The following is a 23873-nucleotide window of genomic DNA, read 5'->3' on the forward strand; positions in this document are numbered from 1 at the left end:
TAATGTGATTCTAAAATATGTTATCCAGAAATTATCAGGAATGAGCATCCTTCTGAGGCGGATCAAGAAGGTTTAAGCCGCCGGAGGCGAAGTCCATTCATAAGAATTTAGCTGGTTATCAGCTTTCCAAATCTCCACGCGGAAAAGTTATGGTGAAGCAGGCTCCTGTGTCCTGTTTGGTGGATGCGCTGATGGTTCCGTTGTAGTCCTTGATAATACCATAAGATATGGAAAGGCCAAGTCCGGTTCCCTTACCAACGTCTTTGGTGGTGAAGAAAGGCTCGAAAAGACGGCCTTGAATGGGGTCGGGGATACCCGGCCCGGTATCGCAGACTTCAATAATGATCTTCTTGTCGGTGAAGTCGGTGGAAATGTATATTTTTTTGTTATCAGCCAGAGGAACAGCATCTTTCCAGCGTTCCTCAATGGCGTCGCGGGCATTGATGAGCAGGTTGATGACAACCTGTTCAAGCCGGTTGGCATCAGCCATGATTATGGGCAGGTGGCTGTTGAGATTCCATTCTACGCTGATATTGCGCAGGGTAAGCTGCCTGCTGAAGAAATCAAAGCCCCGGCGCAGGACATCATTAACCTGCACAGGTGTGGTTCTCATGTCCGACTTGCGGCCGAATTCACGCATGTGTTCAATTATCTTGCTGGCCCGGTTGACGTGCGTATCCACTCCTTCAGCCATTTCCTGCAGGATTTTGGGCTCAATCTGCTGATCACGTGACACTTTGCGTTTGAGCAGGTTGCTGATGGTCTTGAGGATGGCAAGAGGCTGATTCAGCTCGTGGGCAACACCGGAAGCCATTTCACCCAGCGTACTCATTTTACTGGCCTGAATCAGTTGCTGTTCCGCCTCCAGTTTCTGGGTAACGTCACTGCAGGTTATGATCAGGGTGCGGTTGCCGTCAAATTCAGCAGGGGAAATCCTGAGCATGGCGTAGATGGCGGTCCCGGATTTCGTAAACTGAGAACATGGCCCTATTTCCTGTTTGACTTTTAGCAGGTGAGCATAGTCGGCTTGTTCTTCTTCACGGAAAAGGAGCAGAAAGGAACTGCCCAGAATCATCTCTCGGGTATATCCGTATATTTCTTCTACAGGATCATTGCAGTTGAGGATGGTCAGATTTTCGGAATCCAATACAAAAACAGCCTGTGGGATGGAGTCGAAAATGGCGTGGTAGCGTTGTTCGGAAGCAGCCAGACTTTCTTCAAGCTCCTTGCGTCTGGTGATGTCGAGCATCATTTCCATGGCCGCTACAATATTACCATCCCGGTCCTTGATCGGCGAAGTGTATACAATCCAGTGGATGGGTTTGCCGTCCTTGGAAAGACCGGACTCTTCACTCATATGAGGAGTGTGGTCTGCGAAAGTTCTTTCAACCGGGCATTCCTCGCATTTGCAGTCCTGATCTTTGTTAATCTGGTAGCATTGCCTGCCGCGTGGCTTGCCGAAGTGCTTTTCATAAGCCTTGTTGTGACGGATAACCCTGAAGTTTAGGTCAACCACGGAAACCAGACAGGGGACGTTATCGAAGAGATCCCGGTATTCTTCCTTCTGTTCCAGCAGGGCGTGGTGTTTCTCCTGCACCTGCCTGCCCATCATGTTGAATGCGTCGGCCAGTGTCCCTATCTCATCTGTCTGGGCCAGTTGTATTTCTACAAAATCCTGGGCCGAACCAAGTTTGCGGGTGGCCTTAATAAGTCTTCTGATGGGTTTAAAGATGAAATTGAATGCAAAGATGAATAGTGCTCCGAAAGTAGCGATGAAGACCACCATTGCAATACCGACGTTTGCTTTCTCAAAGGTCATCAGAATGGCATTCTTTTTTTCAGTGGAGACTTCAAGGTCCAGCAGTCCGAGTAATTGTTCATTTTCATTATGAACATGGCACGGACCGGGAGCACATCCTTTTGAGTTCGGAATCGGGGTCATGATGCCCATGAAATCTTTGCCGTTTACTGTTTTCAGACGGGTGCGCTGCTCGAGTTTCATGGTGGCCGGGGGAGTTTCGTGTTTATGGCAGTTCCAGCAGGGCGGGCTTTTAATGTCTATGACGTTATTGATTTCATCCGGGTCGTTAGAGTAGATGATCCGCCCTTTTTTGTTAATGACCCGGATTGATTTGATTTCTCCCTGCCTGCTGATGTTGTTGATGTCGTTCTGGATGAATTCCTTGGAATCAAGCATCATGGCGTGGTGCAGGCTCAGGAGCACTGTGTCGGAAAGCATGGCAATGTCGGACTGAATATTGCCGGTAACATTCTTTTTGAAAAAGACTACATTAAAGCTTGTCCAGAGGATAACACTCAAAAGAAGGGTCACTCCGCCGGAAAGGAGCATTTTCATGATCAGGGTATGACGGTATTTTTTGAACAAGGAACACCCCCTGATCCGGCCTTGATCCGAATTGGAGATTGCGGCTGGTCAGCGGAGCAGCCAGAATTAATTATTCCGGTCTGTCCATGGGGCAGAGCCGGGCATCTTTAATCAGGTCGGCCAGAGTGTATGAATCGAGCATTTTGTACATAGCCTGATTAGCGTCATCCCATATGGAACGGCGCAGACAGACTGCAGCCCTTGGACAGGTGGTTACATCACCTTCACAGTCGAGGATTTTGTCTTCCCCTTCCAGAGTTTCGGTAAGTTTGCCGAGGGTTATTTTTTCAGGAGCCATTGTCAGCACATTGCCGCCGTTAGGACCGCGTTTGCCAATGATGTATCCGGAATCTTTAAGTATCTTGAGTATCTTTTCCAGATATTTAAGAGAAATATTTTCACGGCGTGCGGAATCTTTGCTGGGCACGGGACCGTTTTCAGAATGCAGGGCAATGTCGAGCAGAAGTCTTGCTCCGTATCTTGAGCGGGTGGTAAGTTTCATTAATTCTAAGTATATTTGGTTAAAATTATTAAGATATCCTATAGATTATTTTGCCCTTATAGCAGGATGCAGACAAGATTGAAAGCCGCAGTATGCTGGGTGTTATGAACAGGGAATCGATTGCTGTGCTTTTTTCTTTTCAACCTTACGCGGCAGCATGATGGTAAAGGTTGTTCCCTGCTGAGGTTCAGATTCCACCTGTATGCGGCCTCCGTGTTGCTCTATGGTCTGGTTGGATATGAACAACCCTATTCCGGTACCGCGTTTTCCTTTGGATGAGAAAAAGAGGGTAAATATTTTTTCTTTTGTTTCGCGATCCATTCCAGCACCGTTGTCGCTTATGGCAAGTTCAATTTTATCTCCCAGATCGCGGGCTGAAACATCAATTTTATATTTACGGTCAGGCTGATTAGGGGAGCATGCATCAACACCGTTTTCAAGGAAATTGACTATGGCAGCGGACATGGAACTGCTGTCCACGTCAATGTTTCCAAGATCTTCCGGAATATCGACACTGTACTGAACGTTCGCTGCTGCGGCTTTGGGGACGATCAAGGCCGCGGTGTCGCGCAGAAAATGTGCGGCTGAAACTGTTTCAACTTCTATTTCACGCGATTTGGCGTAATAAAGTATATCCAGAACCATCTTTTTGACCCGGCCCACAACATTTTTAAGTACGGCAGCGGCCTCGGTCACGCGTTCCTGATCATTTTTACGCAGGCCGGATTCAAGGCGGTAGATGCCTCCGTCAAGGGCGGTCAGCATGCCCTTTACCCCGTGGGACATGGAGCCGAGCATGAAACCGAGAGAAGTAAGATGGTCCTGCAGACGGCGTATCTCGGTTATGTCGGTGGACATCTCCATGACCTGTTTGATTTCTCCGTAAGCGTTGCGTAGGGGAGCAGACCAGACCAGCATGTTCTTCTGTTCCCCGTTTTGGGTGGTGACCACGGTTTCGGTCTGGTGGGATTCTCCGTCTTGAAAAGTGCGTTGTACAGGGCATTCATCGCAGGGACGTTCACGGTGTTTATAGGACGCGTAGCAGGGAGCCCCGAGATGTTCCGCAAAGTCTTCTTTGAAGCGGCGGTTAACCTCGGCGATGGTGAAGTCCCGGTTCTGGACCGAAATATAGCAGGGGGCCTCATCAAAGAGGCGCTGAAATTTGTACTGCGTTTCAAGCAGTTCGTCGTTAAGCCGTTTGAGTTCGGTCATATCCACGGAAATATCAAGGACTAACTCGATTTCCCCGTTCTTGTTGGGGATGGGAGCGGTGTAGACCGTAACCGGAATTTCCTCACCCTCTTTACCGATAAAAGTTTCTTTGCTGCGCTGGCCCTTGCCTGTATCAAAAGTCAACTGAACAGGACAGGCGTTTCCAGGAGTTTCTCGGTCTGAATATATGTCGAAGCTGTTTTTGCCGACCACATCTCCGAGCCGTTCTTTGAGCAGTTCGTTGGCGGCGACAATTTCAAGATAGCGGTTATGGATGGAGACAAGACAGGGCAGTTCGTTGAAAAGACCGCTTCCGGTTTCAACCTCGTGCGCAGCGCTGGAAAGGGCTTCGCTCAGGCCTTCAACAACCTGACAGGCTGCATTCTGGCGTTCAAGTTCAATAATCCGCTGGGTTTTTTCTTCTACCAGCCGTTCAAGGTTTTCAGTGTGCTCGCGGAGTTTATCCTTGAGCTCAATTTTTTCCATGACCCGGCCCAGTGAAATTTCTAGAACTTCATCATCAATCGGTTTGGTGATGAAATCAGCAGCGTCAAATTTGAGGGATTCAATGGCAAGGTCAATATCTCCATGCCCGGTGAGCATGATGACCTCAATGTGCGGGTAGTCTGCTTTGACAGCCTTGAGCAGTTCAATGCCGTCCATGCGCGGCATTTTAATATCAGTAAGAATTATGGACGGAGATATTTCGGGAATTGCCTTGAGCGCGGATTCTCCGTTTTCTGCCGTTTCCACCTCATAGCCCAGATCCATCAGGGTCAGTCCCAGAAAACGGCGGATTCCTTCTTCATCATCAACCAGCAGCAGCTTTTTAGTACTCATCGGCACACCTTAAGAAAAGCGATAAGTCCGGCATTGCCGGACGTAGGGGATAAGACGGGGAAAAGTCCTGTCAGCAGTCTTCTCCCAATGCTTTTCGCACAATTTCAATGACCTCGGTGGGGTCAAAGGGCTTTTTGATCGTAGCGACCGCGCGCTTGATGGCCATATGGATGCCGGGTAGACCGCTGATTACGATTACCGGAATCTCGGCAAATTGATCTTCCTGCGTCAGTCTGCGGTAAAATCTCGGTCCCCATTCATTGGGCATTTCAAGATCAAGCGTGATCAGATCGGGATTTTCAGCCATAGCTACGTCGTAGGCTGAAGTCCCGTCAAAAGCGCGGCAGGTGAGGTATCCGTGATCCTCGAAAACATTAACCAGGTAGTCCACAATGTACGGATCATCATCAACTACCATTATTTTTTTAGGCATGCTTGTCACCTTTTTAGGTATTGCAGGAGGTTATAAAGCCCCCGTGGGGAAAAGCGTACACCTTACTTCCGCACTCTTTCAAGTTAAAAAAAATGGCCGGTCAGCATATACTTGCCGACCGGCCCCGATATGGATTTCCGTTAGCCGATTGTGTCTTTCACAATCCTGATCAGCTCTTCGGCGTCGAAGGGCTTGGTCAGGGTGGCTACAGCCTTGGGAATTGCGTACTTGTTTGCCTGAAGGCCGCTGATTACTATTACCGGAGTTCTTTTGAACTCGTCGCTCTGGGTGAGCTTACGGTAAAAACGTGGCCCCCACTCGCCCGGCATTTCAAGATCAAGGGTGATCAGATCGGGTTTTTCAGCGGTTACAACCTCCATTGCAACTGCCCCGTCTTCGGCCATAACGGTTTCATAACCGTTGTCACCGAAAAGATCGCCAAGGTATGAACGGATATCCTGATCGTCATCTATAATTAAGATCTTCTTAGACATAATAACTCCTCCTGTTGAATCTTCCCCTTTATCATTCCCGGCAGCCTGAAGGTGTTTGGCCGCCGGGCGATAATAATTAGATTCAGTATTGCTTACAGCCTAAACTTTATCGGGCTTGCTGACACTGACCACCGGGCAGTTGGCCCGGAGAATCACCTGTTCGACAGTTGAGCCGATACGTGCTCTTTCCGGATCAAGCTCATTGGTGTGATGTGCGAGGCAGATAAGGTCCACGCTTTTTTCACGGGCGAGCTTGACGATTTCGACGTAGGGAGTTCCTTCCCATACTTCGATGTCATAGTTCTTGAAATCGCCCATGAGCGGGACATAGGTAGCCCTGATACGCTTGCGTGCGGCAATCAGTTTTTCCTCGATTTCATTCTGGTCCAGAACCTTGCCGCTGATGTCCAGGGCATGGAAGATAGTCAGGTCGCAGTCGAGTTCGCGGGCAGTTGAAAGAGCAAATTTAAATGCGCTTTCGGCCTGCTTGGAGAAGTCGGTACCAAAAAGGATGTTGGAGAACCCGCCCCAGTAGGATGCGGATTCACGGTGTATGGAAAGGACCGGGCAGCGGGCGGCTTTGGCCACCTTCTGCAGGGTGCTTCCGGGGTAGCCCTTATGGAAGGAAGCGTTCTCACCGGAGCTTGCAGCCATGATGATGAGGTCGCTGTCCGCCTTGCGGGCTTCGCGAAGGATTTCGCGTGCAGGGACACCGGTTGTCAGTACGATCTTGGCGTTATCAGCCCCTTCGAACTGTTTGGCGAAGGTGGTCTTGAGTTCTTCTTCGACCCAAGCGAGATATTCTTCATCAATCTCAACCTCTTCGCCGGTACGCACGTCGTTGACTACGTGGGAAAATGCCTTGGTGGGCACCCCCACAACATGGAAGATTGTTACTTCAGAACCGTAGCGTTTCGCCATGTCGAAAGCTACTCGGGCGGCACCAAAGCTCGCGGGGGAGCCAGTGCTTGCCAAAAGGATTTTTTTAAACATGTGACACCTCGTTCGTTGCGGACAATATCAGATCACCTGTCACGGAGACGGGTGTTACTACCATTCGACACGCATGCCTTCAGGAACATCGAGCATACCGATGATCAGAGGCTTGAGGAAAGACCAGCGGATGCCGATTTCATATTCCTCTTCAAGGTCACGGATGGCGTCCCAGCAGTTATGGCAGGGCGCGATGACCAGCTTACACCCGGTGGCGAGGATCTGGTCCATCTTTTTGCGCAGGGCCACGTTACGCTGTGCACGGTACAGGCCGACTCCGTTGAAGCCGCCGCCACCGCCGCAGCAGTAGTTGTGTTCCTTGTTGGGTGCCATTTCAACGAAATAGCCGGGCTCAACAATATAGCTGATGATTTCCCTGGTGATTTCCTTGAGACCGTGGTTACGAACGTAGTTACAGGAATCCTGCAAGGTTACGGGTTCCTTGATCCTCTTGGCAGGGTCAATCTTCAGTTTGCCTTCACGCAGGGCCTCAGCCAGCCATTCCACATAGTGGATGTACGGTTTGGGAGGCAGACCGTCTTCACGACCGGCCCAATATGGACCTTCGATGACTGTTGCACGGTGAGCGTGTCCGCATTCGGTGCCTATTACCCGGGCAGGATTGAGGCGTTCGATGGCGGAGTATACGTTGTTAACGTTATCCTTACAGCATTCCCAGTCACCGGCAAACATGGACAGAGAGGTCTGTTCCCAGCCTTCAGAAGGCACGGTCCAGTTTTCGCCTGCCACATGGAAGAGGATTGCGGCTTCAGCCACATCTTCAGGGTAGTGCTTGGGTTCACGGGCGTTACAAGTATACATGATGTCGGCGTCCTGCTTATCGACCGGGATGGTCAGACCTGGCCATTCTTCCTCGGTCTCTTCAGCCATCCATTCACATGTTTCAACCCAGTCCTCGGTGGTTACGTCCATCTGTGCGCGGTAAACGCGGTGCATGCCGGAACCGATTTTCAGTTCCCAAGGAACAAATCCCTGAGAGTAGAGGAGTCCGCGCAGGTAAGAGAACATGACCCCCATATCGATACCGTGGGGGCAGTACATGCCGCAGCGGTTGCAGCAGGTACACTGCGACCAAGCGACTTTCATGCAGTGGCGCATGAACTCGTTGTCCACCTGTCCTTTTTTCTTAACCATCTGTCCGAGTGTGGACTGGATCTTATAAGAAGGAACCTGCTCGGGAACGCAGTCGTTTACCTGATAGAGGAAACAGCTGTCCGCGCACATGCCGCAGTGGGCACAGATTTCGAGCCAGGTTTTAGTTCTGGATTTCATGGTTTTCTGGATAGTGGCCCACAAAGCGTTGGTATCCACATCCAGCTGTTCCATTTCAGCATAGTATTGCTTGCCGCTCTTATCTGAGAGAGTCAGCTTGAGCTGCTCGTCAGTGGTGATCGGCTGTCTGTTACAAAGCTTACCTTGAGGCATTTTGTTACTCCTGTTTTGGCTGTGTTTTTCCTGTTACCAGGAGAAGCTGGAGCCTTTCATGCCGCCGCGTTTGATGCCGTAGTCCATTCCGAGCTGGGCACGGGAACAGAAGAAGAGCACGCAGTGGCTGAGTTTGGTGAAAGGCAGGCACAGCAGCCAGATCTGGCCGGTGATGATGTGTGCCAGCAGCCAGAACTGGTAGTCACCCATGTGGTAACGGGCGATGAGGCCGGTTACAAAGGGAGCTACGGTGATCACCAGCAGCAGATAATCATAAGCTGTGGTGAGGATTCTCACTTCCGGGAGTGCGATGCGGCGCAGGATGATTGCAATACAGGCCACGATCACAGTCCATGAAAGCAGATCCGCAAAGAATGCGGGCATCTGCGGCAGACTGAATCCAAGGTTCTCCTGCAGCATGACGTTGTGTGCTGCAAGGAAAATCGGAGTTGCGAGCAGTCCGATATGGAAAGCAAAGAATATAAAGGTATAGCCGGGTTTTTTTCTCCATGCGCGTGCGCCCACGGGGTTCAGCCAGCTTATTATTGAATTGAATGCACCTTTAAGTCCGTAAGACATGTGGGCTCTGTATGCCACACGGTCGAGCTGCTGGTTGAGGCCCTTGAAGTAGAGCACTACGCGCACCAGCAGGCCGCCGAAGCTGATTGCGAAAACCAGCCAGCACCAAGGCCCGGTCAGAAGTTCGTACATTTTGTTTCTCCTCGTCTAGCGCTTAATGGTGGTCGCCATAGTTCTTTTTGTTTTCGTCACGGTAGGCTTTTCCGCCCATGAGGAACTGCCAGAACATAGTAACACCGACCAGTGCTCCACCCATCAGAAGGTACATGATACCTTTTGTGAATGTGTAGTATTCCTGAAGGTTATGTGCTTCCATTTTTCTGTCTCCTTGCGGGGCGGCCTAATGGTCGCCCTTGTAGTCGGGATGCTCGAAGAAAATGGGCATCCGGGTAGTGATGAAACGGAAGATCACGACACCGAGGGTAACGATGAAGATGGAAACTCCGATTTCAGTCATGCTGGGGAAGTACCTTTCAGACGCGGGCAGATGGTAGTTGAACGCGATCATGGAAACGTTGAACCTGTTGAAGACGATACCGAGAACGGTGATGATAGCCGCCTTCTTGATCAGGCCGGAGTTTCTGTCACGTACACCCACTGCATAGAGAAAGCAGGGCAGAGCCACGAAGCCGAGCATTTCGGTCAGGAACAGCAGTCCGTAACCGGATGCAAGGTAATGCCAGTTGTTATCGTAAGCTACGCCCATGGTTTTAATGAAGAAGTAGCCGAAGAGAACAAGTGATGTGGCCTTACCGAACCCGAATACCACGCTGTCGTGGTGCTTGAGGTATTCTTCGTCCATCATGCGGTGCAGGCCCTTGTGGGACATGGTGCCTTCGAAGATGACCATGGACATACCTGCAGCAATACTTGAAACAAAGAAGTAGAGCGGCATATAGGGTGAATACCAGAGCGGATGCAGCTTGGACGGGACGATGGTGTACAACGCGCCGAGGGATGACTGGTGCAGGGTGGAGAGCACTACGCCGAAGATGGTCAGGACCATGGTCAGTTTAACAACCACTTTTCTGATTTTCTTCCAGCCCAGCCATTCGAACATGGCCGGAGTGAACTCGATAAAGAGCACAGTCAGGTAAAGCATAACGCACAGACCTACTTCGAAAAGCAGGGAGGTGGTACCCTGGGAAACGAAGATGGGGTAAGGCAGCCTCCACGGACGACCGAGGTCGTACTGCAGTGCGAATACAACCAGAGCGTAGCCGAGGAATGCGGTCAGGATTGCCGGACGTACAGCGGAGTGAAAGCGCTTGAGTCCGAATACATAGCAGGCTGCGGAAGTTGTGTATCCGCCGGCTGCAAGGGCAACACCGCAGAGCAGGTCGAATCCGATCCAGATTCCCCACGGGTTGTTGTCATCAAGGTTGGTTACGGGGCCGATTCCCTGAGTGAACCTGAGCACAGTGAGGATCAGGCCTACTACGAGGATGGCGCCGGTTACCAGATTGAAGGTATTGAAGGCCGATTTAGGGCCGTTATTCGCGGGAGTGGACATTAGGATTCCTCCTTCTCGCTGTTTTCATCCTGCTCTTCTTCTTTGGGAGCAAGTGCTTCTTCTACAGCTTTCTTGACTTCGACTTCGATCTTGCGCTTGTTGGCAACATCAGCCTTTTCAAGAGCTTCGGAGAGAGTTTTTTCAGCTTCTGCGCTTGCCCTGGCAAGAGCGTTATCCACAGCTTCCTTGCGTTCTTCGTCGGCGATTTTGCTGTTGCGTTTGCTTACAGCGTAGATGCCGCCGAGAAGCACGGGCCAGAGGCCCGCAACCATGGGAACCGCTGCCAGAGCGCCGGCAGTGAGTTCGGGGGCGGATTTGGTGCCGAGATCCTCGCGCATGCCTATTTCTTTGAAAGGCACACCGGAGAGGTACATCCAGCTGGTACCGCCCATTTCATCTTCACCGTAGAGGTGGTCGACGTAACGGTCGGGATTGCGGCGGATGCGTTCGCGGGCGATCTTGATCAGCTTGTCCCTTTCACCGAAGACGAGTGCTTCTTTGGGACACTCGGCAACACAGCCGGGAAGCTGGCCCTTGGCCTGACGGGGTGCGCACATGTCGCACTTCATAACCCGCGGGGTCAGGGGTTCGTCATATTCGTAAGTCGGGATTTCAAATGGGCAGGCTACCATGCAGTAGCGACAGCCGACACAAACCGACTCATCATAAACAACTGCGCCGTTGGGCAGTTTCTTGAATGCTTTTACGAAGCATGCGGACGCACAGGCAGGCTCAAGACAGTGGTTGCACTGGGACTTGCGGAATACGGGATGTTCCGGAGTTCCGTATTTGTTGACCACGGTGAAGGTCTTGGCATCTGTTCTGCGTTTGGTGTCCAGCACGGAAAGGTCATCGAATTTCTTCTCGGGTTCGGGAAGTTTGTTGACCTTGTTGCATGCTGCTTCACATTTGCGGCAGCCGATGCAGCGGGTAGCGTCAAAGAGTACACCCTTACTTCCGGGATAACCTTTGAACTCTTTGCCTCCGGCCTCAGCTCCTGTGGGGAGGGCTGCTCCCACACAGGTTGCACCCAGCACTCCGAGGAATGTTCTGCGTAACATTTATCTGTTCTCCTTCAGGCTATCCGTTACTATTTCTTCGCGTGACATGCGGTGCAGTCAGTTGAAGCAGGCTTCTTGAGGTTCATAGCGTCATGACAGGTCATGCACTGAACGTGGTAAGCAGCCTTGAGGGCCGGACGTCCGTCCTGAACTTTTCCACCGTGACAGCTGGCGCAGCTCGGAGGAGTTGCACTTGCAGGGCTGTTGTGGTGGCAGCTTCCGCACACGGTAAGAGGTGTGCTGTGGAAAGCGTTAGCCATTTTGTCACCCTTCATGCCGTCGACCAAGGACATGATGATCTTACGGTGGGGCAGCTTGCTGGCTTTGTATTCATTTTCAAGGACGTTGATGGTCACGAATTCGGGGATGTCCTTTTCTGCAACCAGAACCGGGGACTCGGGACGCTCCATGATCAGCTCAGTTGCCATGGCAGCCTTGGCGGAGGCATCCATTTCAACAGGTTCGCTGGAGGTGGAAGCAGGTCCGTTGTGGCAGACCGCACAGGTCTCCTCGGACTTGATTGCGTTTTTGGGCATGAGTTCGTGACAGCCTGCACATTTGGGATCTTTTTGCTTTACGGCATGACAGCCCACACAGGATCTGGTGCTGTCTGCTTTGTGCATAGCCTTGTCGAGAGTTACAAATCCGCCTTCTTTGGAACCACGAACGGTGTGACATGAGGAGCATGACTTATTCATGGTTTTGTGGTGGCAGGAGCTGCATGAATCAGTGTATCCTTCGTGGGCCTTGTGGTTGAAGGATACTGCAGCCATGGTTGCCTTTACAGCAACGTTATCCTGCACCGGAGCGGTGAGCAGCACAGCATCGGGCTGTTGTCTGGGGAGGCGGGGCAGTTTGTTGCCCAGCTTTTTCATAACAGCAGCGTTGTCTTCCTTGATTTCTTCAGCCTGCATTTTACCGTGGCAACCGGCACAGTCGACAGGACCGGTCTTTTCGGCTTTGGCAGCTTTCATTTCAAGGTGGCAGCTTACACACTGACCGTGGTAGGCTTCAGATGTAGTCAGTTTCACATCACCTTTGGGTTCTGCGGTGTGACATACGCTGCAGTTTTCTTCCTGTCCCTTCACGTACTCAAGCTTCTTGTCGATGCTGTTATATACGTGGTGACAGCTTCCACAGTTGGTGTCCTGCCCATCATCTTTGGCAATGAGTTTGGAGTCCCAGTGGCGGTAGTGGAGGATGTTCTCCATGCCTGCGGGAGCCCGATCAGCCTTGATTTCAGGTTCGGCCACGTGACAGCTGCGGCATTCACCAACCTGAGGTCCGGTTTTCTTTCCGGCCTTGGCGTCGGCAGCATGACAGCTGATACAACCGTTGTGGTAAATTTCTTTGAGCTGTTTGGGAGTACCGTTTTCAAGTCTTTTGAACTTGTAGGATACAGTCCCTTCGTTTTTCTGATGGCAGGCAGTGCAGTCTTTGCCCTGCTCAACCATAGCCTTAGTGTGTGTATCGTGGAGAAACACAACAGAAGGCAGTTCCAGTTCTTCCTGAGCGGCAATAGTGTCGATCATAATAAGATCAGGACGCTTGTTGCCGTTTTCCTGCGGGGTTCCGACCATGCTCAGCGCTTCCATGTGGAAGCCGAGCACCCCGGCCAGGACAATCAGGATACCGGACAATCGCAATAGTTTCTTTCCGTTTGCCATGATATGGATCCCCTCTCAATGCAATTGGTCTCGAAGTTGAATACTCCGGGCCTTTGTTGCTCCGGTCGGTTTTTTATCGTTATTCCGGGCTGTTACTTCCCCCATGGAAAGCCGTGTAATGGAAATACGTTCAAGACCGTTCCGGCGCGCCTCATTCCCCATCAACCGGGTTGGTATTAATACCTCCTAGGTCGATAGGTTTTTATACCTGCTCGATAGGTATGTTATTAATCAAGGGTACGTCAAGGGAGTTTTGTAAAAAGTGTGGGTAAAAAAAGTGCTCTTTTTCAGAGTATCTTGGTCTGGATTTAGTGTTTGTAAAGTTTACAAAAAAATAAGTTTAATATCCCGTAATAACTTATAAAATTAATATTTTTTCTTATTTTAACTTTTAATGATTTACAAAATTTATTTATCTTTATTATTTCTATTTTTGAAAAATGATTATTGAAGTATGCAGAGAGGGTTATTGCAGTTTTAGCTCGGGGCATGTTTGTGCATGATGTGATGTTTTACTCTGTGCTGATTGGTATGGACTGTTTTGTGTATTTTACAGTACAGATTTGCATGGTACTCCTCTTGAGTTTATAAATAATCTGAACATAAGGAGGTCATATGAAGACTTTAGGCGTTCTTGGCGGAATGAGTTGGGAGTCGACTGTTTCATACTATAAATTACTAAATGATGGTGTGCGAGAGAGAAGGGGCGGTTTGCATTCCTGCCCTATGGTAATGCACAGTGTTGATTTTGCCCCTTTTGCGGAACAAATGGGGCAAAACGACTGGGAGAGTATTACGGCCGGATTGGTAAGGGGGGCGATGAGTGTTGAAGCCGGGGGGGCTGAAGCTTTGATCATTGCCACCAACACCATGCACAAAGCTGCGGATAAAGTTCAGGCTGCGGTGAATATACCCTTGTTGCACATGGCTGATGCTATTGCAGCGGGAGCCAAAGCCGTAGGAGCTTCGAGTCTGGGGCTGCTTGGAACTGCTTTTACCATGGAGCAGGATTTCTTGTCCCGTCCGCTTAAAGAGAATTACGGGTTGGATGTGATGGTGCCGGACAGTGATGGACGGGCAATGGTTCACCGGACAATTTTTGCAGAACTTTGTTGTGGAAAACTTATCGATAAGACTCGTGAAGAATATATCGAAATAATAGAAAAAATTGCTGCAAACGGAGCCGAAGCAATTGTCCTGGGCTGTACCGAGATAGGTTTATTGGTAAAGCCTGAGGATGTATCTGTGCCGCTGATTGATACAGTAGAGGCTCATGTGGAACTGGCTTTGAATTACGTGTTGAAATAGTTTTATTGTTTCAGTGAAGAGAAAAAAATGTGACCTCGAACAGCATCCGAAGGTCTGGTTATTCGGTAGCTACCGCAATTCCGGAGCCGATCAGGACCGATCCGGCACAGCGGTTGGCTATTTTCCAGACTTTCGGGCTGCGGATGGCAGCACGGCTGCGGTCACCCAGCCATGCATAGGCCAGCAGCACTGTGAGTACCGTCGGAATGACTGAGCAGGTTACGACAATTACATCTGCAGCGGTCAGAGCTTGCAGATTTATGAATCCGGGCAGGAATCCGCAATAAAATGCGATCAGTTTAGGGTTGCCCAGTGACACGCATAAACCGGCAAGGTATGTCTTGCCGGTTCCTTTTGCCTGGGGCAGACTGGAGTTGGCGGCAACAGGCCGGGTTGCCCTCCAGCTTTTGATCCCAAGGTATATCAAATAGGCCGCACCGGCCCATTTCAGGACTATAAATCCCGTCCCCAACTTCTGGGCTACCAAGCCCATGCCGAAAATAGCCATAAGCAGATAGCAAAGATCGCCACTGACTACGCCCAGACAATAAATAGCAGTGGATTTAAATCCACGCGCAACAGACTGCGCGATAATGGACATGACCCCCGGTCCGGGGATCAACGCAAAAATCGTAACAGCAAATATCAGCGCAATTGTTGATGTAAAGGTCATTTTTTTACTCCATGGTTCTTCATTTGATTACCCATCATGTTTTGGGAGGTCCACCATTTTGTCATTGGCAGTGCGGGCAGAGTCGTCTACTAATAACTATCAAAAATCAAACTGGAAACCGGTGCATGGCTGAAAAGCAATCTCTTCCCCTCCTTGAGTTTATTACTTTGTGTTGCGTAGTCTTCATGGCTGTTTGCAATATTTCCGTTTACTACAGCCTGAATGTTTATCTGCTGGGTCTAGGATTTACGAAAACTGTTTCAGGCTTCTTGATAAGTGTCTATTCGCTGTCCGGTATGCTTATGTATCTTACGGTCAGTAGTTTGATTACTGCCGGAAATGCTTACCGATTCATGTTTGCGGGTATGGTGCTGGTGAGTCTGTGCGGTGGCGGTTATCTTTGTATGCACGATTTTTGGCCGCTTTTGCTGCTGCGCATAGGTCAGGGGGTAGGCATATTCATGGTCCTTGCCCCCTGCGTGGCCATTCTTGTTTCCATGGTCAGTCAGGAAAACGTGGGGTCGGCATTCAGTTTGTATTCTACGGCCCTGTTACTTCCCTATGCTGTAATGCCTCATGTCTCAGAACAGTTGGGGCCTTTTGTAGATGGTCCTGAATTGATTTATGCCGCAACAGCCGGACTTATTCCGGTGGCTTTTCTACTGACCTTGTTTCTCCGTTTCCGTACTTCCGGTATGAAAAAAAATGGACAGGAAACGATGAGAGATATTTCTACCCGTGAATCCTATGCCAATCTTTCGCGCTTGAAAATTATCTCTGTGCTGGCAGTTAACGGTGTGTATTTCATGATTTTTACCGGGCTGTTTTTTCTGTTTCAGGATTTTGCCCATTCTAGGGGAGTGGTCCGGGCCGGATACTTCTTTTCGTTACAGATGGGCGTGATGATCGCCATCCGTTTATTCGGCGGAACTCTTTTTGACCGTTTTTCAAAGCGTGCGCTGATCGTGACTGCCTTTGTCTTTACGGCTGGCGGTTTTATCCTGCTCAACGGGTTGCACGATGAAGGCATGCTGTTGCCGGTAGCCGTGATTTTCGGGATAGGTATGGGACTAAGCGCTCCGGCTTTGAATTCTCTGATGTTTGTGGTCAGTGAACCCCGTTTTCGCAGCTTTAATGTAAATATGATGATGTTTACCGTGCATATGGGATCTTTTTTCGGACCGTTGCTTGGTGGAATTGCGGTTGATTCAATCGGGTATAACGGTTTTTGGGATATTGCTGCTGCAGGGACATTGGGCACGGCTTTGGTTTTTATGTTGCTGGGCAGGGTCAAGTAATTCTGTTCTGGCTTGATTCAGTAAATGCCGTTAAGTTGAAGGGTAAAGGGGTTGTGTATGTCTGATATGGATATGATCTTTATGGAAGAGGCTTACAAGCTGGCGAAGAAAAGTTTTGATGAAGGCGGCTTGCCGATAGGAGCTGTGCTGGTTCGTGATGGTGAAATTATAGGCAGCGGTCATAATCAGCGGGTACAGAAGGGGGATCCCATCGCTCACGGCGAGATGGACTGCATCCGCAATGCCGGGAGGCAGAAGACCTATAGGGATTTAACCATTTATACTACCTTGTCCCCATGTATGATGTGCTCCGGAACAATTGTGCAGTTCGGCATTCCTCGTGTTGTCATCGGTGAAAATCGCAACTTCGGCGGTAACGAGGAGTTTTTGAAATCCAGAGGAGTACAGGTAACTGTTTTGGATCACCCGAAATGCATCGAATTAATGGAAAGACTGAAAGCCGAAAAGCCCGCACTCTGGGCGGAGGATATTGGGGAGTAGTCTGTTGTTCCTGATTTATGGGAAGATGTTTTAATGGGTCAATTTACCCTGTTGTAGAGTTTGTCTATTTATTGACCGGCTGTTTTTGAAACAGCCGGTCAAAGTTTTTTAATCGCCGGTATTGTCACTGATAATTGCATTGAAACCGCATTCGGCTTCGCATGCACCGCAATCAATGCAGTTGTCATTTATTTCATAATAATTGGTACCGGCGGCATGGATGATTGCCTCTGAAGGACAAGCGCTTTGACATGCACCACAAAACTGGCATTCATCCGGGTCTATTTTACGCATTCTAATCTCCTTAAAACTACATTAATGTTAAATGTCTTTTGTCTTGGCGTTAATCTGTCGATTCAGATTTACACTTTTGGGTGTAGTGGTGTCAATATGAAGGTTTTACATCTCGCGCTAAGACGTATAATGTCATTCTAGTCGCTGTGAGTGGTTGTGTTCAGGCTTATAGGGGGTAGATTTTGGTCAGACATGCTTAAGAAAGTTTATTCTTGCCTGTTTTTCATATTTCGTAAAAAAAAATGAATTATGGCGTGTTTGCTTGTCTGACTTTGGCGAATTTGAAAAATATCCTTTAGATGCAATCTTGATTCATTTTGTCACTATGATTAGTTTTTTGCGTAGAAAATGGGCATCTGTTGGCGCCCAACTATATTTTGTAAATGTTCAAGTCAGGTAGCATATGTGTTTAAATTCCATACAGGTTCCTATTTTTAAAAAGTTTAGTAAGGCAATGAATCTTGATGTTGATTCTTATATCTATGAATATTCTCTGGAATTTATAGGTGTGCGTAGAAATGCTCTTGAGGAGCTCAGTGAGCAGGAAGGGGATGTCTGGATCAACAAGGCTTATGTTGATTCGTTGAAGGATGTAGATTTAGGGTGTTGAAAATATCATAGAGCTTAGAGTTTCATCCGCTCCAAATATTAAAAAGCTTAGTGTGGTTCTTCTAAAAACGGTTTTATATCTATCAAGCATAAGGTCTCGGGCTGCAGATAAGTGTTATCTGCAGCGTAATTGGAAAGGCTGAACTTGCGTATGTCTAAGTGCGCAGTTCAGCTTTTTTATCTTTCTGATCTCCAGCCCATTTTCAATCGTCTGCAGGGCCGGACCCAGTAGACGATGGCTCTTTGTTAGGGATAAAGAAAGCCCCCGAAATACACATCTTTTCGGGGGCCTTGATTGAATTTAAGTTCATACCTGCTAAGGTGAATAAAGCCCTGCCCAGACAGGCAGGTACAGGGAGAGAATCGGCAGGCAGGAGAGAATTATCAGTACAATGAAGTCCATAGCCACATAGGGAATGGCTTCCTTGGCTATTTCGTCCACTTCACATCCGGCAAGGTTGGCTGCTGTAAACAGGTTAACCCCTACAGGTGGGGTCGCCTGACCTATAGCCAATGCTGAGATGAAAATAACACCGTAGAAAACCGGGTCGATGTTGAATGCGCTCAGCACCGGGATGAGTATCGGCATAACCAGATAGGATATGGAAATGGCATCAAGCAGCATTCCCAGACCGAACAGGAGCAGGTTGACAAGAATGATCATGACCACTGCGTTGGGGGATACCTTGATAATGAAGTCTGCAAGGGTGTCGATTACTCCGGTAACGGATGCCGCCCAAGTGAAAATTCCTGCAAAAGCGACAATAAACATGATTACCGAGCTGGTGACGGCAGAGTCTACAAGGATTTCCATCAGATCTCGCCAACTGATGGACCGATAGATGACCACTGCTACGAAAAGACTGTAGAACACAGCTACTACGGCAGCTTCTGTCGGTGTAAACACGCCTGTGTATATTCCGCCCAGAATTACCATCGGAGCAAGAAGTGCCCAGAATGATTTTCTCAAAGCGGTCATCAGCTCCGCAAAGCTGCCGCGTTTGCTCAGTCCCCGGTATCCACGTTTGTGTGAAATGTACCATGCCACCACAATGGTTCCGATCCCGGTGAGGATGCCGGGAATGATACCGGCAACAAAAAGTGCAGAAACAGAAACGGAAGTGATGTTGCCGTAAATAATGAAGGCGATGGAAGGCGGGATGATGATGGACAGGTCCGAAGCGTTGGCAATGGTCGCTCCTGCAAAGGCTTTGTCGTAACCGTTCCTGAGCATGGGAGCCATTAGAATCATGCCCACAGCAGCAGTTGTTGCCGGACCTGAGCCGGACATGGCCCCCCAGAACATGCAGGTCAGCACCGCTACGATGGAGAGACCTCCTGTGGCCCGGCCCACCAGCAACTCAAAAAAAGAGGCAATGTGCGCCGCAATCCCTGCCCGTTGAAGGATAACACCCGCCAATACAAAAAACGGAATTGCCAGCAGAGGAAACGAAGCGATACCCGAGGCGAAGTTCACCCCGAGCATTTCCGCTCCCAGATCAAAATAAATAATGGTGGCAACAGCGGAAACACCGAGAGATGTTCCAATGGGAGCCCCTATGATCATGAGAGCAAAAAAGAGGACCAGAATAAGTATAAATTCCATATTATTCTTCCCCTTCCCGACCGTTCAGCTTGTTCATTGCATCACGGTATATTCCCCTGAATATGAAAATGGAAAACAACGGCAGTCCGGCGTAATAAATCCAGACCGGAATATCCAGTGAAGCGGACCGGGCCTGAAACAGGGTTATCTCGTCATAGATGGCCTGAATCATGAACCAGTTGAGCACCAGAAACAATCCTGCGGCCAGCAGGGAGTAAATGAGCACAGAAGCCTTCTGCAGCTTTTTGGGAAAGTGGTTGAAAAAAGTTACCATGCCGAGGTGTTCACTGCGCTCAAAAGCGATCCCGATCCCGATTATGGTGATCCAGACAAAAAGGTTGATGGTGATTTCCTCAGTGGCGGCAAGGGAGAAATGAAATATATAGCGGCTCAGGACATTAATGAAAGCAATCAGTACCATGACTGCCATAAAAATTGCTACCAGCCAGTGATCAAGCCGATAACCGAACAATAACTTCTTCACAGGTAAACTCCCGGATTCGAATTCCATTGCAGAACCCGATTATAGGGCTGCCCCGAAAATGAATTTCGGGGCAGACATGATTGGAAACAAAACTTGGGGGGCAAAATAGACCCCTGCGAAACCTAGCGGCCCATGTCGGCCTTGGCTTTTTCGTAAACTTCAGGTCCGATCTTTTTGACCCATTTGTCGTAGACCGGGAGAGTGGCTTCTTCAAACGCCTTCAGTTCTTCGGGAGTAAGAGTATGAACTTCCATACCTTTACCCTGCATGAATGCGATGGGATCAGGTACTTCCATGGTGTAGTTGAATTCGTTTTTCAGGATATTCAGGGATTTGTCTCCGTCCAGTCCGGCACGGCACAGGGCGGTTTCAAAGCGTCCGGCTTCTTTAGCCGCTTCCATGATCTGTTCCTGAATTTCTTTAGGGAAGGCTTTCCATTCGCGCTGGTTCCAGTAGATAATCAGTGGATCGGCAAGGTAGTTCCACATGGTTACGTACTTGTGGTATTGGTAAATCTGAACCGGAATCAGCACACCCACAGGGTTTTCCTGACCGTCCACAACTCCCTGCTGGAAGCCCGCAACAGCATCACCCCAGTTCATGTTTACCGGGTCGGCACCAAGCTGGCGAAAGGTGTCGATGAACAGTGGGTTACCCACAACGCGGATACGCAGTCCTTTCATATCTTCAGGTTTTTTTACGAGCACCTTTGAGTTGGTCAGCTGACGGAAACCGTTTTCTGCCCAAGCCAGAGGTTGGAGGCGTTTTTTCTCCATGGCTTGAAAAATACTTTTACCTGCTTCCCCGAACTTGACCTTGTCCATTGATTCGAAGTCATTGAGAAAGAAAGGAAGATGAAAAATATTGGCCTCAGGAATGACCGGGCTGATGTTGATGGTGGAGTCCATTGCGCAGTCAATTACGCCTTTGGCTACCATCTGAGAACTTTTAAGCTGTGCCCCCTTAAGTAGTGCGGACCCGAAATAGGGTTTGATGTTGATCTGGCCGTGGGTTTTTTCCTTGACCAGTTCCGCGAATTTGGTGGCGCCCATACCCCAGTAGAATTTGGGGCCCACAGTCACCTGCATTTTGTATTCTTTTTTAAATTTGGCAGCATTGGCGGAAACCGCCATCATCATAACCATAGCGGTAAGGGCTACAGCAACCTTGAAAATACGTTTAAAATCAAACATGTACCAACTCTCTGCATCAGTAAGTTAATGTTGAGTGACATCCGTGTCCTTCCGGCCATGGACAGCTCAACCAAAGCTATATGTAAACTGGAGTTGCCCCGCAAAACTGTGGAGTTCATGTGATTAATGAAGGGATGTCTTTTCACAAGGAACACCGGACACGACAAAAAAGACGTGATGACGAAATCACGCGAGTTGAATCCGCAAGATATCGGCTGCAGGGCAGACTCTCAGGTAAACCTGGAATGGATCAAGTTGGAGCGACTGAAGGTATTGAGAGACTTTCAGAACTGATCGAAACAAAATGGGAAATGTTGCAGGAAATTTACCTGATAAAAGTTGCAGGATATCACCATAAGTAAGAACAAATGTCTAGTTTTTTAGGTTTGATGAAACAAAAGCATCAAAACGTTTCAAATCATTTTAAACCTCAATTACAGATGGCAATGCTAAAAAATATGAATCAACGTTATCGAATATATCCAAACGCAGGTTATTGAGACTCCGGTTCAATGGGGTTATCTTGCTCAAGCAGTAATCTTATGGAATGTTAAGTGTAATCAAAGCTAAGTGGTAATGCCGTGGCTCAGGTGGGCACTGTTTTGAATAATTCACCCTTCAGAAAAATAATTACGTTTTTTAAACTCTTAATTCGGAAAGCTATGCTGTCGGGTTACGTCGGCGTTGATTAGTAAAATTCCGGTAGATTTAAATGTTGTGGTTGGGGGGATGAATGCCCCATACAAATAGAAAAAATGCATTATTATAAAGGATGAAAATGAAATATTATCTTGGGTTATGCGCAATCGCAAAAAACGAGACTAAATATCTGGAAGAATGGGTAAGATACCATTTGGGTATTGGTGTCGAACATATTATTCTTTTTGACAATGATAGCGACATTCCTGTTTCAGAAACATTGAAAGACTGGATATCAGCAGGTGCAATAACAGTCATCGAAGCTCCGGGGGCTTGTAAACAACTTCCGTGCTACGAGACGGCATTATCTAAGTTTGGAGCACAATTCTGTTGGCTTGGCTTTATTGATCTGGATGAATTTATTGTCACAAAAAATCAGATGAGTCTTCCTGAATTTTTATTGGCATACGAACCATATGGCGGATTAGGAGTCAATTGGGTCTGCTTTGGATCTTCAGGATATATTGAAAGCCCCGACGACTATGTAATACGGGCATATAAACTGCGTCTACCGGATGAACATAACAAGAATCTTCATATCAAATCTATCATACAACCATCAAAAGTTAAGAGCATTGCTTCCAATCCGCACTCTTTTTTGTTTAAGGAAGGTTTTTTCGCGGTCAATGAATTGAAACACCCTATTCCTGCCGGATCAGCCTTTTCCTATTTTACAAATGAATTAATACAAATAAATCACTACGTAACAAGATCACGTGAAGATTATATTGCAAAAATTAAACGGGGAAAAGCCGACAGAGAATCAGAACCGCCATCAGTAATAAATGAACCTTTTGAAGGTGAAGTCTCCGATAATTCTAACAAAAAACAATTATTCCATTTGTTGAGGACAAAGGACCTGTCTCCCAGAGAATTTCTTGAGAATAGTATTTTTCATCAGAATACCTTTTTATCAGAGTCAGACTTAATAACACAACTTGCCAGACTTGTAGCCCAACAAAAAATTACCGACGCCATACCGCTTATACTCAGACTGTCCTTGACTGTTTCTGAGGAGAAATCTCTGCCAGTAAAATTAAAAATTCTTAATATTCAAAAACGGTTTGGTGCTGTAATTGAACTGTCTGAACATTTTTTTAAAACTCATTATTCAAGGGAAATAGTGAAAGAATACCGTTTTGCGGTTAAAAATATTGGTGATAGTAATAATGATATAAAAATCGAAAACATAGAGAGATTAATTAACTTTTTGTATGGTTATCATGGAGATGTTCCCAACTCAGAAGCATTTCGTTGATGTTGGTAAGACTGATAATTACGAGCAACTCTCCATATGGGATAAATAAGTGTCTATTTGCGTTTAGCCACTTAGGATATTGTTTTGATGCGTAAAGTTTTCGGCTAGGATAATTGAATCCAGTTTTTTAAAATCAGGTCGTTTTGTTTAAATTCATCTGGAGAAACGTCGGTCCGGCAATGGATTTCTTCAAATAACGGATCTTTTTTTCTAATATCTTCCGTAAATTCGAATACATCATAATATGTAAAGTCCGGGTGGAATTGAACTCCCCAGATTTTTTCCCCTCTTACCTGAAATCCGTGAATAGTACATCTGTCTGAAGTTGCCGTAATCTCGAACCTGTCATCTAGATCGAACACCTCATCATAATGAAAAACCGCTGATTTCAGGGAGCCAACCGTATGGAAAATCTGGTTGTCGGATAATTTTATGTTTGTCCATCCAATTTCCGGGGTTGACGACTTTCGAACATGGTTTTTCCCGATTATGTGCCTGACCAAAAACTGATGCCCAAAACATATACCTAGGATGGATTTATTCTTCGACATGAAGTGATCGATAATAGCGTCTAGTCTAGGATACCAAGAACATTCTTCCATGGCACTTTCCGTGGAGCCCGAGATAAGCAAGTGCGTATAGTCATTTAAGTTGTGACTATCAGCCAAATTACTCAGGTGGATTGTGTCATATTTTATATCAATGGTTTCAAATACCTCGGCTATTCTTTGATCAAAACTTTTTTTTAATGATTGTTCAAAGAGAAGATTGAGGACAAGAACATGTTTAGTGTGCATCAGGGGGCTCTCTAAATAGGATAAGCT

At 47.9% G+C, this 23873-nt stretch carries 24 protein-coding genes; 6 read left to right on the forward strand and 18 right to left on the reverse strand.

Annotated features, from left to right (window positions below):
- Window positions 1-118: 118 nt before the first annotated feature.
- The 12 genes from ACKU41_RS15480 to hmcA all read right to left on the reverse strand — a co-directional run bounded on the left by ACKU41_RS15480 (window position 119) and on the right by hmcA (window position 13126).
- Complete coding sequence (locus tag ACKU41_RS15480) at window positions 119-2386, reverse strand: PAS domain S-box protein (RefSeq protein ID WP_321402049.1); 2268 nt, start codon at window positions 2384-2386, stop codon at window positions 119-121.
- Window positions 2387-2456: 70 nt separating this feature from the next.
- Window positions 2457-2888: an Rrf2 family transcriptional regulator gene (locus ACKU41_RS15485; protein WP_321402051.1), complete on the reverse strand. Its 432-nt coding sequence runs from the start codon at window positions 2886-2888 to the stop codon at window positions 2457-2459.
- 102 nt (window positions 2889-2990) lie between these two features.
- The gene (locus ACKU41_RS15490; protein ID WP_321402054.1) at window positions 2991-4940 is read right to left on the reverse strand and encodes a response regulator; all 1950 of its coding nucleotides are present in this window, start codon (window positions 4938-4940) and stop codon (window positions 2991-2993) included.
- Window positions 4941-5010: 70 nt separating this feature from the next.
- Window positions 5011-5373 (reverse strand): DVU0259 family response regulator domain-containing protein, encoded by a 363-nt coding sequence (gene divK, locus ACKU41_RS15495; protein ID WP_319778380.1) that lies wholly within the window; start codon window positions 5371-5373, stop codon window positions 5011-5013.
- Between the two features lie 140 nt (window positions 5374-5513).
- On the reverse strand, window positions 5514-5867 hold the full coding sequence (gene divK / locus ACKU41_RS15500; RefSeq protein WP_319778381.1) for a DVU0259 family response regulator domain-containing protein: 354 nt from the start codon (window positions 5865-5867) through the stop codon (window positions 5514-5516).
- 99 nt (window positions 5868-5966) lie between these two features.
- Complete coding sequence (locus tag ACKU41_RS15505; RefSeq protein WP_321402057.1) at window positions 5967-6860, reverse strand: universal stress protein; 894 nt, start codon at window positions 6858-6860, stop codon at window positions 5967-5969.
- Window positions 6861-6917: 57 nt separating this feature from the next.
- Window positions 6918-8306: a sulfate respiration complex iron-sulfur protein HmcF gene (gene hmcF, locus ACKU41_RS15510; protein WP_321402058.1), complete on the reverse strand. Its 1389-nt coding sequence runs from the start codon at window positions 8304-8306 to the stop codon at window positions 6918-6920.
- 33 nt (window positions 8307-8339) lie between these two features.
- Complete coding sequence (gene hmcE / locus ACKU41_RS15515; RefSeq protein ID WP_321402062.1) at window positions 8340-9017, reverse strand: sulfate respiration complex protein HmcE; 678 nt, start codon at window positions 9015-9017, stop codon at window positions 8340-8342.
- A gap of 22 nt (window positions 9018-9039) precedes the next feature.
- On the reverse strand, window positions 9040-9201 hold the full coding sequence (gene hmcD / locus ACKU41_RS15520; protein ID WP_015851255.1) for a sulfate respiration complex protein HmcD: 162 nt from the start codon (window positions 9199-9201) through the stop codon (window positions 9040-9042).
- Between the two features lie 24 nt (window positions 9202-9225).
- Entirely contained in the window at window positions 9226-10398 is a 1173-nt protein-coding gene (gene hmcC / locus ACKU41_RS15525; protein WP_321402067.1) for a sulfate respiration complex protein HmcC, read from the reverse strand.
- A complete protein-coding gene (gene hmcB, locus ACKU41_RS15530; protein WP_319778384.1) occupies window positions 10398-11459 on the reverse strand; it encodes a sulfate respiration complex iron-sulfur protein HmcB in 1062 nt (353 codons plus the stop codon). The genes hmcC and hmcB overlap by 1 nt, the downstream gene beginning before the upstream one ends.
- Before the next feature lie 29 nt (window positions 11460-11488).
- Window positions 11489-13126, reverse strand: a complete 1638-nt coding sequence (gene hmcA / locus ACKU41_RS15535) for a sulfate respiration complex hexadecaheme cytochrome HmcA (RefSeq protein ID WP_321402069.1) — start codon at window positions 13124-13126, stop codon at window positions 11489-11491.
- A gap of 615 nt (window positions 13127-13741) precedes the next feature.
- On the opposite strand from hmcA, the gene ACKU41_RS15540 reads away from it, so the two are divergent.
- The gene (locus ACKU41_RS15540; protein WP_321402071.1) at window positions 13742-14434 is read left to right on the forward strand and encodes an amino acid racemase; all 693 of its coding nucleotides are present in this window, start codon (window positions 13742-13744) and stop codon (window positions 14432-14434) included.
- Between the two features lie 58 nt (window positions 14435-14492).
- On the opposite strand, the gene ACKU41_RS15545 is transcribed toward ACKU41_RS15540, so the two are convergent.
- Entirely contained in the window at window positions 14493-15107 is a 615-nt protein-coding gene (locus tag ACKU41_RS15545) for a LysE family translocator (protein ID WP_321402073.1), read from the reverse strand.
- Between the two features lie 125 nt (window positions 15108-15232).
- Between ACKU41_RS15545 and ACKU41_RS15550 the strand changes: the two genes are divergently transcribed.
- The gene (locus ACKU41_RS15550; protein ID WP_321402074.1) at window positions 15233-16405 is read left to right on the forward strand and encodes an MFS transporter; all 1173 of its coding nucleotides are present in this window, start codon (window positions 15233-15235) and stop codon (window positions 16403-16405) included.
- A gap of 57 nt (window positions 16406-16462) precedes the next feature.
- On the forward strand, window positions 16463-16906 hold the full coding sequence (locus tag ACKU41_RS15555; protein ID WP_319778390.1) for a nucleoside deaminase: 444 nt from the start codon (window positions 16463-16465) through the stop codon (window positions 16904-16906).
- A gap of 108 nt (window positions 16907-17014) precedes the next feature.
- On the opposite strand, the gene ACKU41_RS15560 is transcribed toward ACKU41_RS15555, so the two are convergent.
- Window positions 17015-17200 (reverse strand): 4Fe-4S binding protein, encoded by a 186-nt coding sequence (locus ACKU41_RS15560; protein WP_321402078.1) that lies wholly within the window; start codon window positions 17198-17200, stop codon window positions 17015-17017.
- Between the two features lie 454 nt (window positions 17201-17654).
- On the opposite strand from ACKU41_RS15560, the gene ACKU41_RS15565 reads away from it, so the two are divergent.
- The gene (locus tag ACKU41_RS15565) at window positions 17655-17810 is read left to right on the forward strand and encodes a hypothetical protein (RefSeq protein WP_321402080.1); all 156 of its coding nucleotides are present in this window, start codon (window positions 17655-17657) and stop codon (window positions 17808-17810) included.
- A gap of 315 nt (window positions 17811-18125) precedes the next feature.
- Here ACKU41_RS15565 and ACKU41_RS15570 read toward each other — a convergent pair whose 3' ends face one another.
- The 3 genes from ACKU41_RS15570 to ACKU41_RS15580 all read right to left on the reverse strand — a co-directional run bounded on the left by ACKU41_RS15570 (window position 18126) and on the right by ACKU41_RS15580 (window position 21092).
- The gene (locus tag ACKU41_RS15570) at window positions 18126-19415 is read right to left on the reverse strand and encodes a TRAP transporter large permease (protein ID WP_321402083.1); all 1290 of its coding nucleotides are present in this window, start codon (window positions 19413-19415) and stop codon (window positions 18126-18128) included.
- A gap of 1 nt (window position 19416) precedes the next feature.
- Entirely contained in the window at window positions 19417-19899 is a 483-nt protein-coding gene (locus ACKU41_RS15575) for a TRAP transporter small permease (protein WP_321402085.1), read from the reverse strand.
- 122 nt (window positions 19900-20021) lie between these two features.
- Window positions 20022-21092, reverse strand: a complete 1071-nt coding sequence (locus tag ACKU41_RS15580; RefSeq protein ID WP_321402087.1) for a DctP family TRAP transporter solute-binding subunit — start codon at window positions 21090-21092, stop codon at window positions 20022-20024.
- Window positions 21093-21211: 119 nt separating this feature from the next.
- Between ACKU41_RS15580 and ACKU41_RS15585 the strand changes: the two genes are divergently transcribed.
- On the forward strand, window positions 21212-21454 hold the full coding sequence (locus ACKU41_RS15585) for a hypothetical protein (RefSeq protein ID WP_321402089.1): 243 nt from the start codon (window positions 21212-21214) through the stop codon (window positions 21452-21454).
- Between the two features lie 416 nt (window positions 21455-21870).
- Window positions 21871-23049 (forward strand): glycosyltransferase family 2 protein, encoded by a 1179-nt coding sequence (locus ACKU41_RS15590; protein WP_321402092.1) that lies wholly within the window; start codon window positions 21871-21873, stop codon window positions 23047-23049.
- A 104-nt stretch (window positions 23050-23153) separates the two neighbouring features.
- Here ACKU41_RS15590 and ACKU41_RS15595 read toward each other — a convergent pair whose 3' ends face one another.
- The gene (locus ACKU41_RS15595; protein WP_321402094.1) at window positions 23154-23846 is read right to left on the reverse strand and encodes a glutamine amidotransferase-related protein; all 693 of its coding nucleotides are present in this window, start codon (window positions 23844-23846) and stop codon (window positions 23154-23156) included.
- Window positions 23847-23873: the final 27 nt, after the last annotated feature.

This window comes from Maridesulfovibrio sp., assembly GCF_963678865.1.
Lineage (GTDB): Bacteria > Desulfobacterota > Desulfovibrionia > Desulfovibrionales > Desulfovibrionaceae > Maridesulfovibrio.

Bases quoted from the DNA above. Each gene is read 5' to 3' on its own strand.
- ACKU41_RS15485 (WP_321402051.1), bottom strand. From the start codon at position 2,888: ATGAAACTTACCACCCGCTCAAGATACGGAGCAAGACTTCTGCTCGAC.
- ACKU41_RS15490 (WP_321402054.1), bottom strand. From the start codon at position 4,940: ATGAGTACTAAAAAGCTGCTGCTGGTTGATGATGAAGAAGGAATCCGC.
- divK (WP_319778380.1), bottom strand. From the start codon at position 5,373: ATGCCTAAAAAAATAATGGTAGTTGATGATGATCCGTACATTGTGGAC.
- divK (WP_319778381.1), bottom strand. From the start codon at position 5,867: ATGTCTAAGAAGATCTTAATTATAGATGACGATCAGGATATCCGTTCA.
- ACKU41_RS15505 (WP_321402057.1), bottom strand. From the start codon at position 6,860: ATGTTTAAAAAAATCCTTTTGGCAAGCACTGGCTCCCCCGCGAGCTTT.
- hmcF (WP_321402058.1), bottom strand. From the start codon at position 8,306: ATGCCTCAAGGTAAGCTTTGTAACAGACAGCCGATCACCACTGACGAG.
- hmcE (WP_321402062.1), bottom strand. From the start codon at position 9,017: ATGTACGAACTTCTGACCGGGCCTTGGTGCTGGCTGGTTTTCGCAATC.
- hmcD (WP_015851255.1), bottom strand. From the start codon at position 9,201: ATGGAAGCACATAACCTTCAGGAATACTACACATTCACAAAAGGTATC.
- hmcC (WP_321402067.1), bottom strand. From the start codon at position 10,398: ATGTCCACTCCCGCGAATAACGGCCCTAAATCGGCCTTCAATACCTTC.
- hmcB (WP_319778384.1), bottom strand. From the start codon at position 11,459: ATGTTACGCAGAACATTCCTCGGAGTGCTGGGTGCAACCTGTGTGGGA.
- hmcA (WP_321402069.1), bottom strand. From the start codon at position 13,126: ATGGCAAACGGAAAGAAACTATTGCGATTGTCCGGTATCCTGATTGTC.
- ACKU41_RS15540 (WP_321402071.1), top strand. From the start codon at position 13,742: ATGAAGACTTTAGGCGTTCTTGGCGGAATGAGTTGGGAGTCGACTGTT.
- ACKU41_RS15545 (WP_321402073.1), bottom strand. From the start codon at position 15,107: ATGACCTTTACATCAACAATTGCGCTGATATTTGCTGTTACGATTTTT.
- ACKU41_RS15550 (WP_321402074.1), top strand. From the start codon at position 15,233: ATGGCTGAAAAGCAATCTCTTCCCCTCCTTGAGTTTATTACTTTGTGT.
- ACKU41_RS15555 (WP_319778390.1), top strand. From the start codon at position 16,463: ATGTCTGATATGGATATGATCTTTATGGAAGAGGCTTACAAGCTGGCG.
- ACKU41_RS15560 (WP_321402078.1), bottom strand. From the start codon at position 17,200: ATGCGTAAAATAGACCCGGATGAATGCCAGTTTTGTGGTGCATGTCAA.
- ACKU41_RS15565 (WP_321402080.1), top strand. From the start codon at position 17,655: ATGAATCTTGATGTTGATTCTTATATCTATGAATATTCTCTGGAATTT.
- ACKU41_RS15570 (WP_321402083.1), bottom strand. From the start codon at position 19,415: ATGGAATTTATACTTATTCTGGTCCTCTTTTTTGCTCTCATGATCATA.
- ACKU41_RS15580 (WP_321402087.1), bottom strand. From the start codon at position 21,092: ATGTTTGATTTTAAACGTATTTTCAAGGTTGCTGTAGCCCTTACCGCT.
- ACKU41_RS15590 (WP_321402092.1), top strand. From the start codon at position 21,871: ATGAAATATTATCTTGGGTTATGCGCAATCGCAAAAAACGAGACTAAA.
- ACKU41_RS15595 (WP_321402094.1), bottom strand. From the start codon at position 23,846: ATGCACACTAAACATGTTCTTGTCCTCAATCTTCTCTTTGAACAATCA.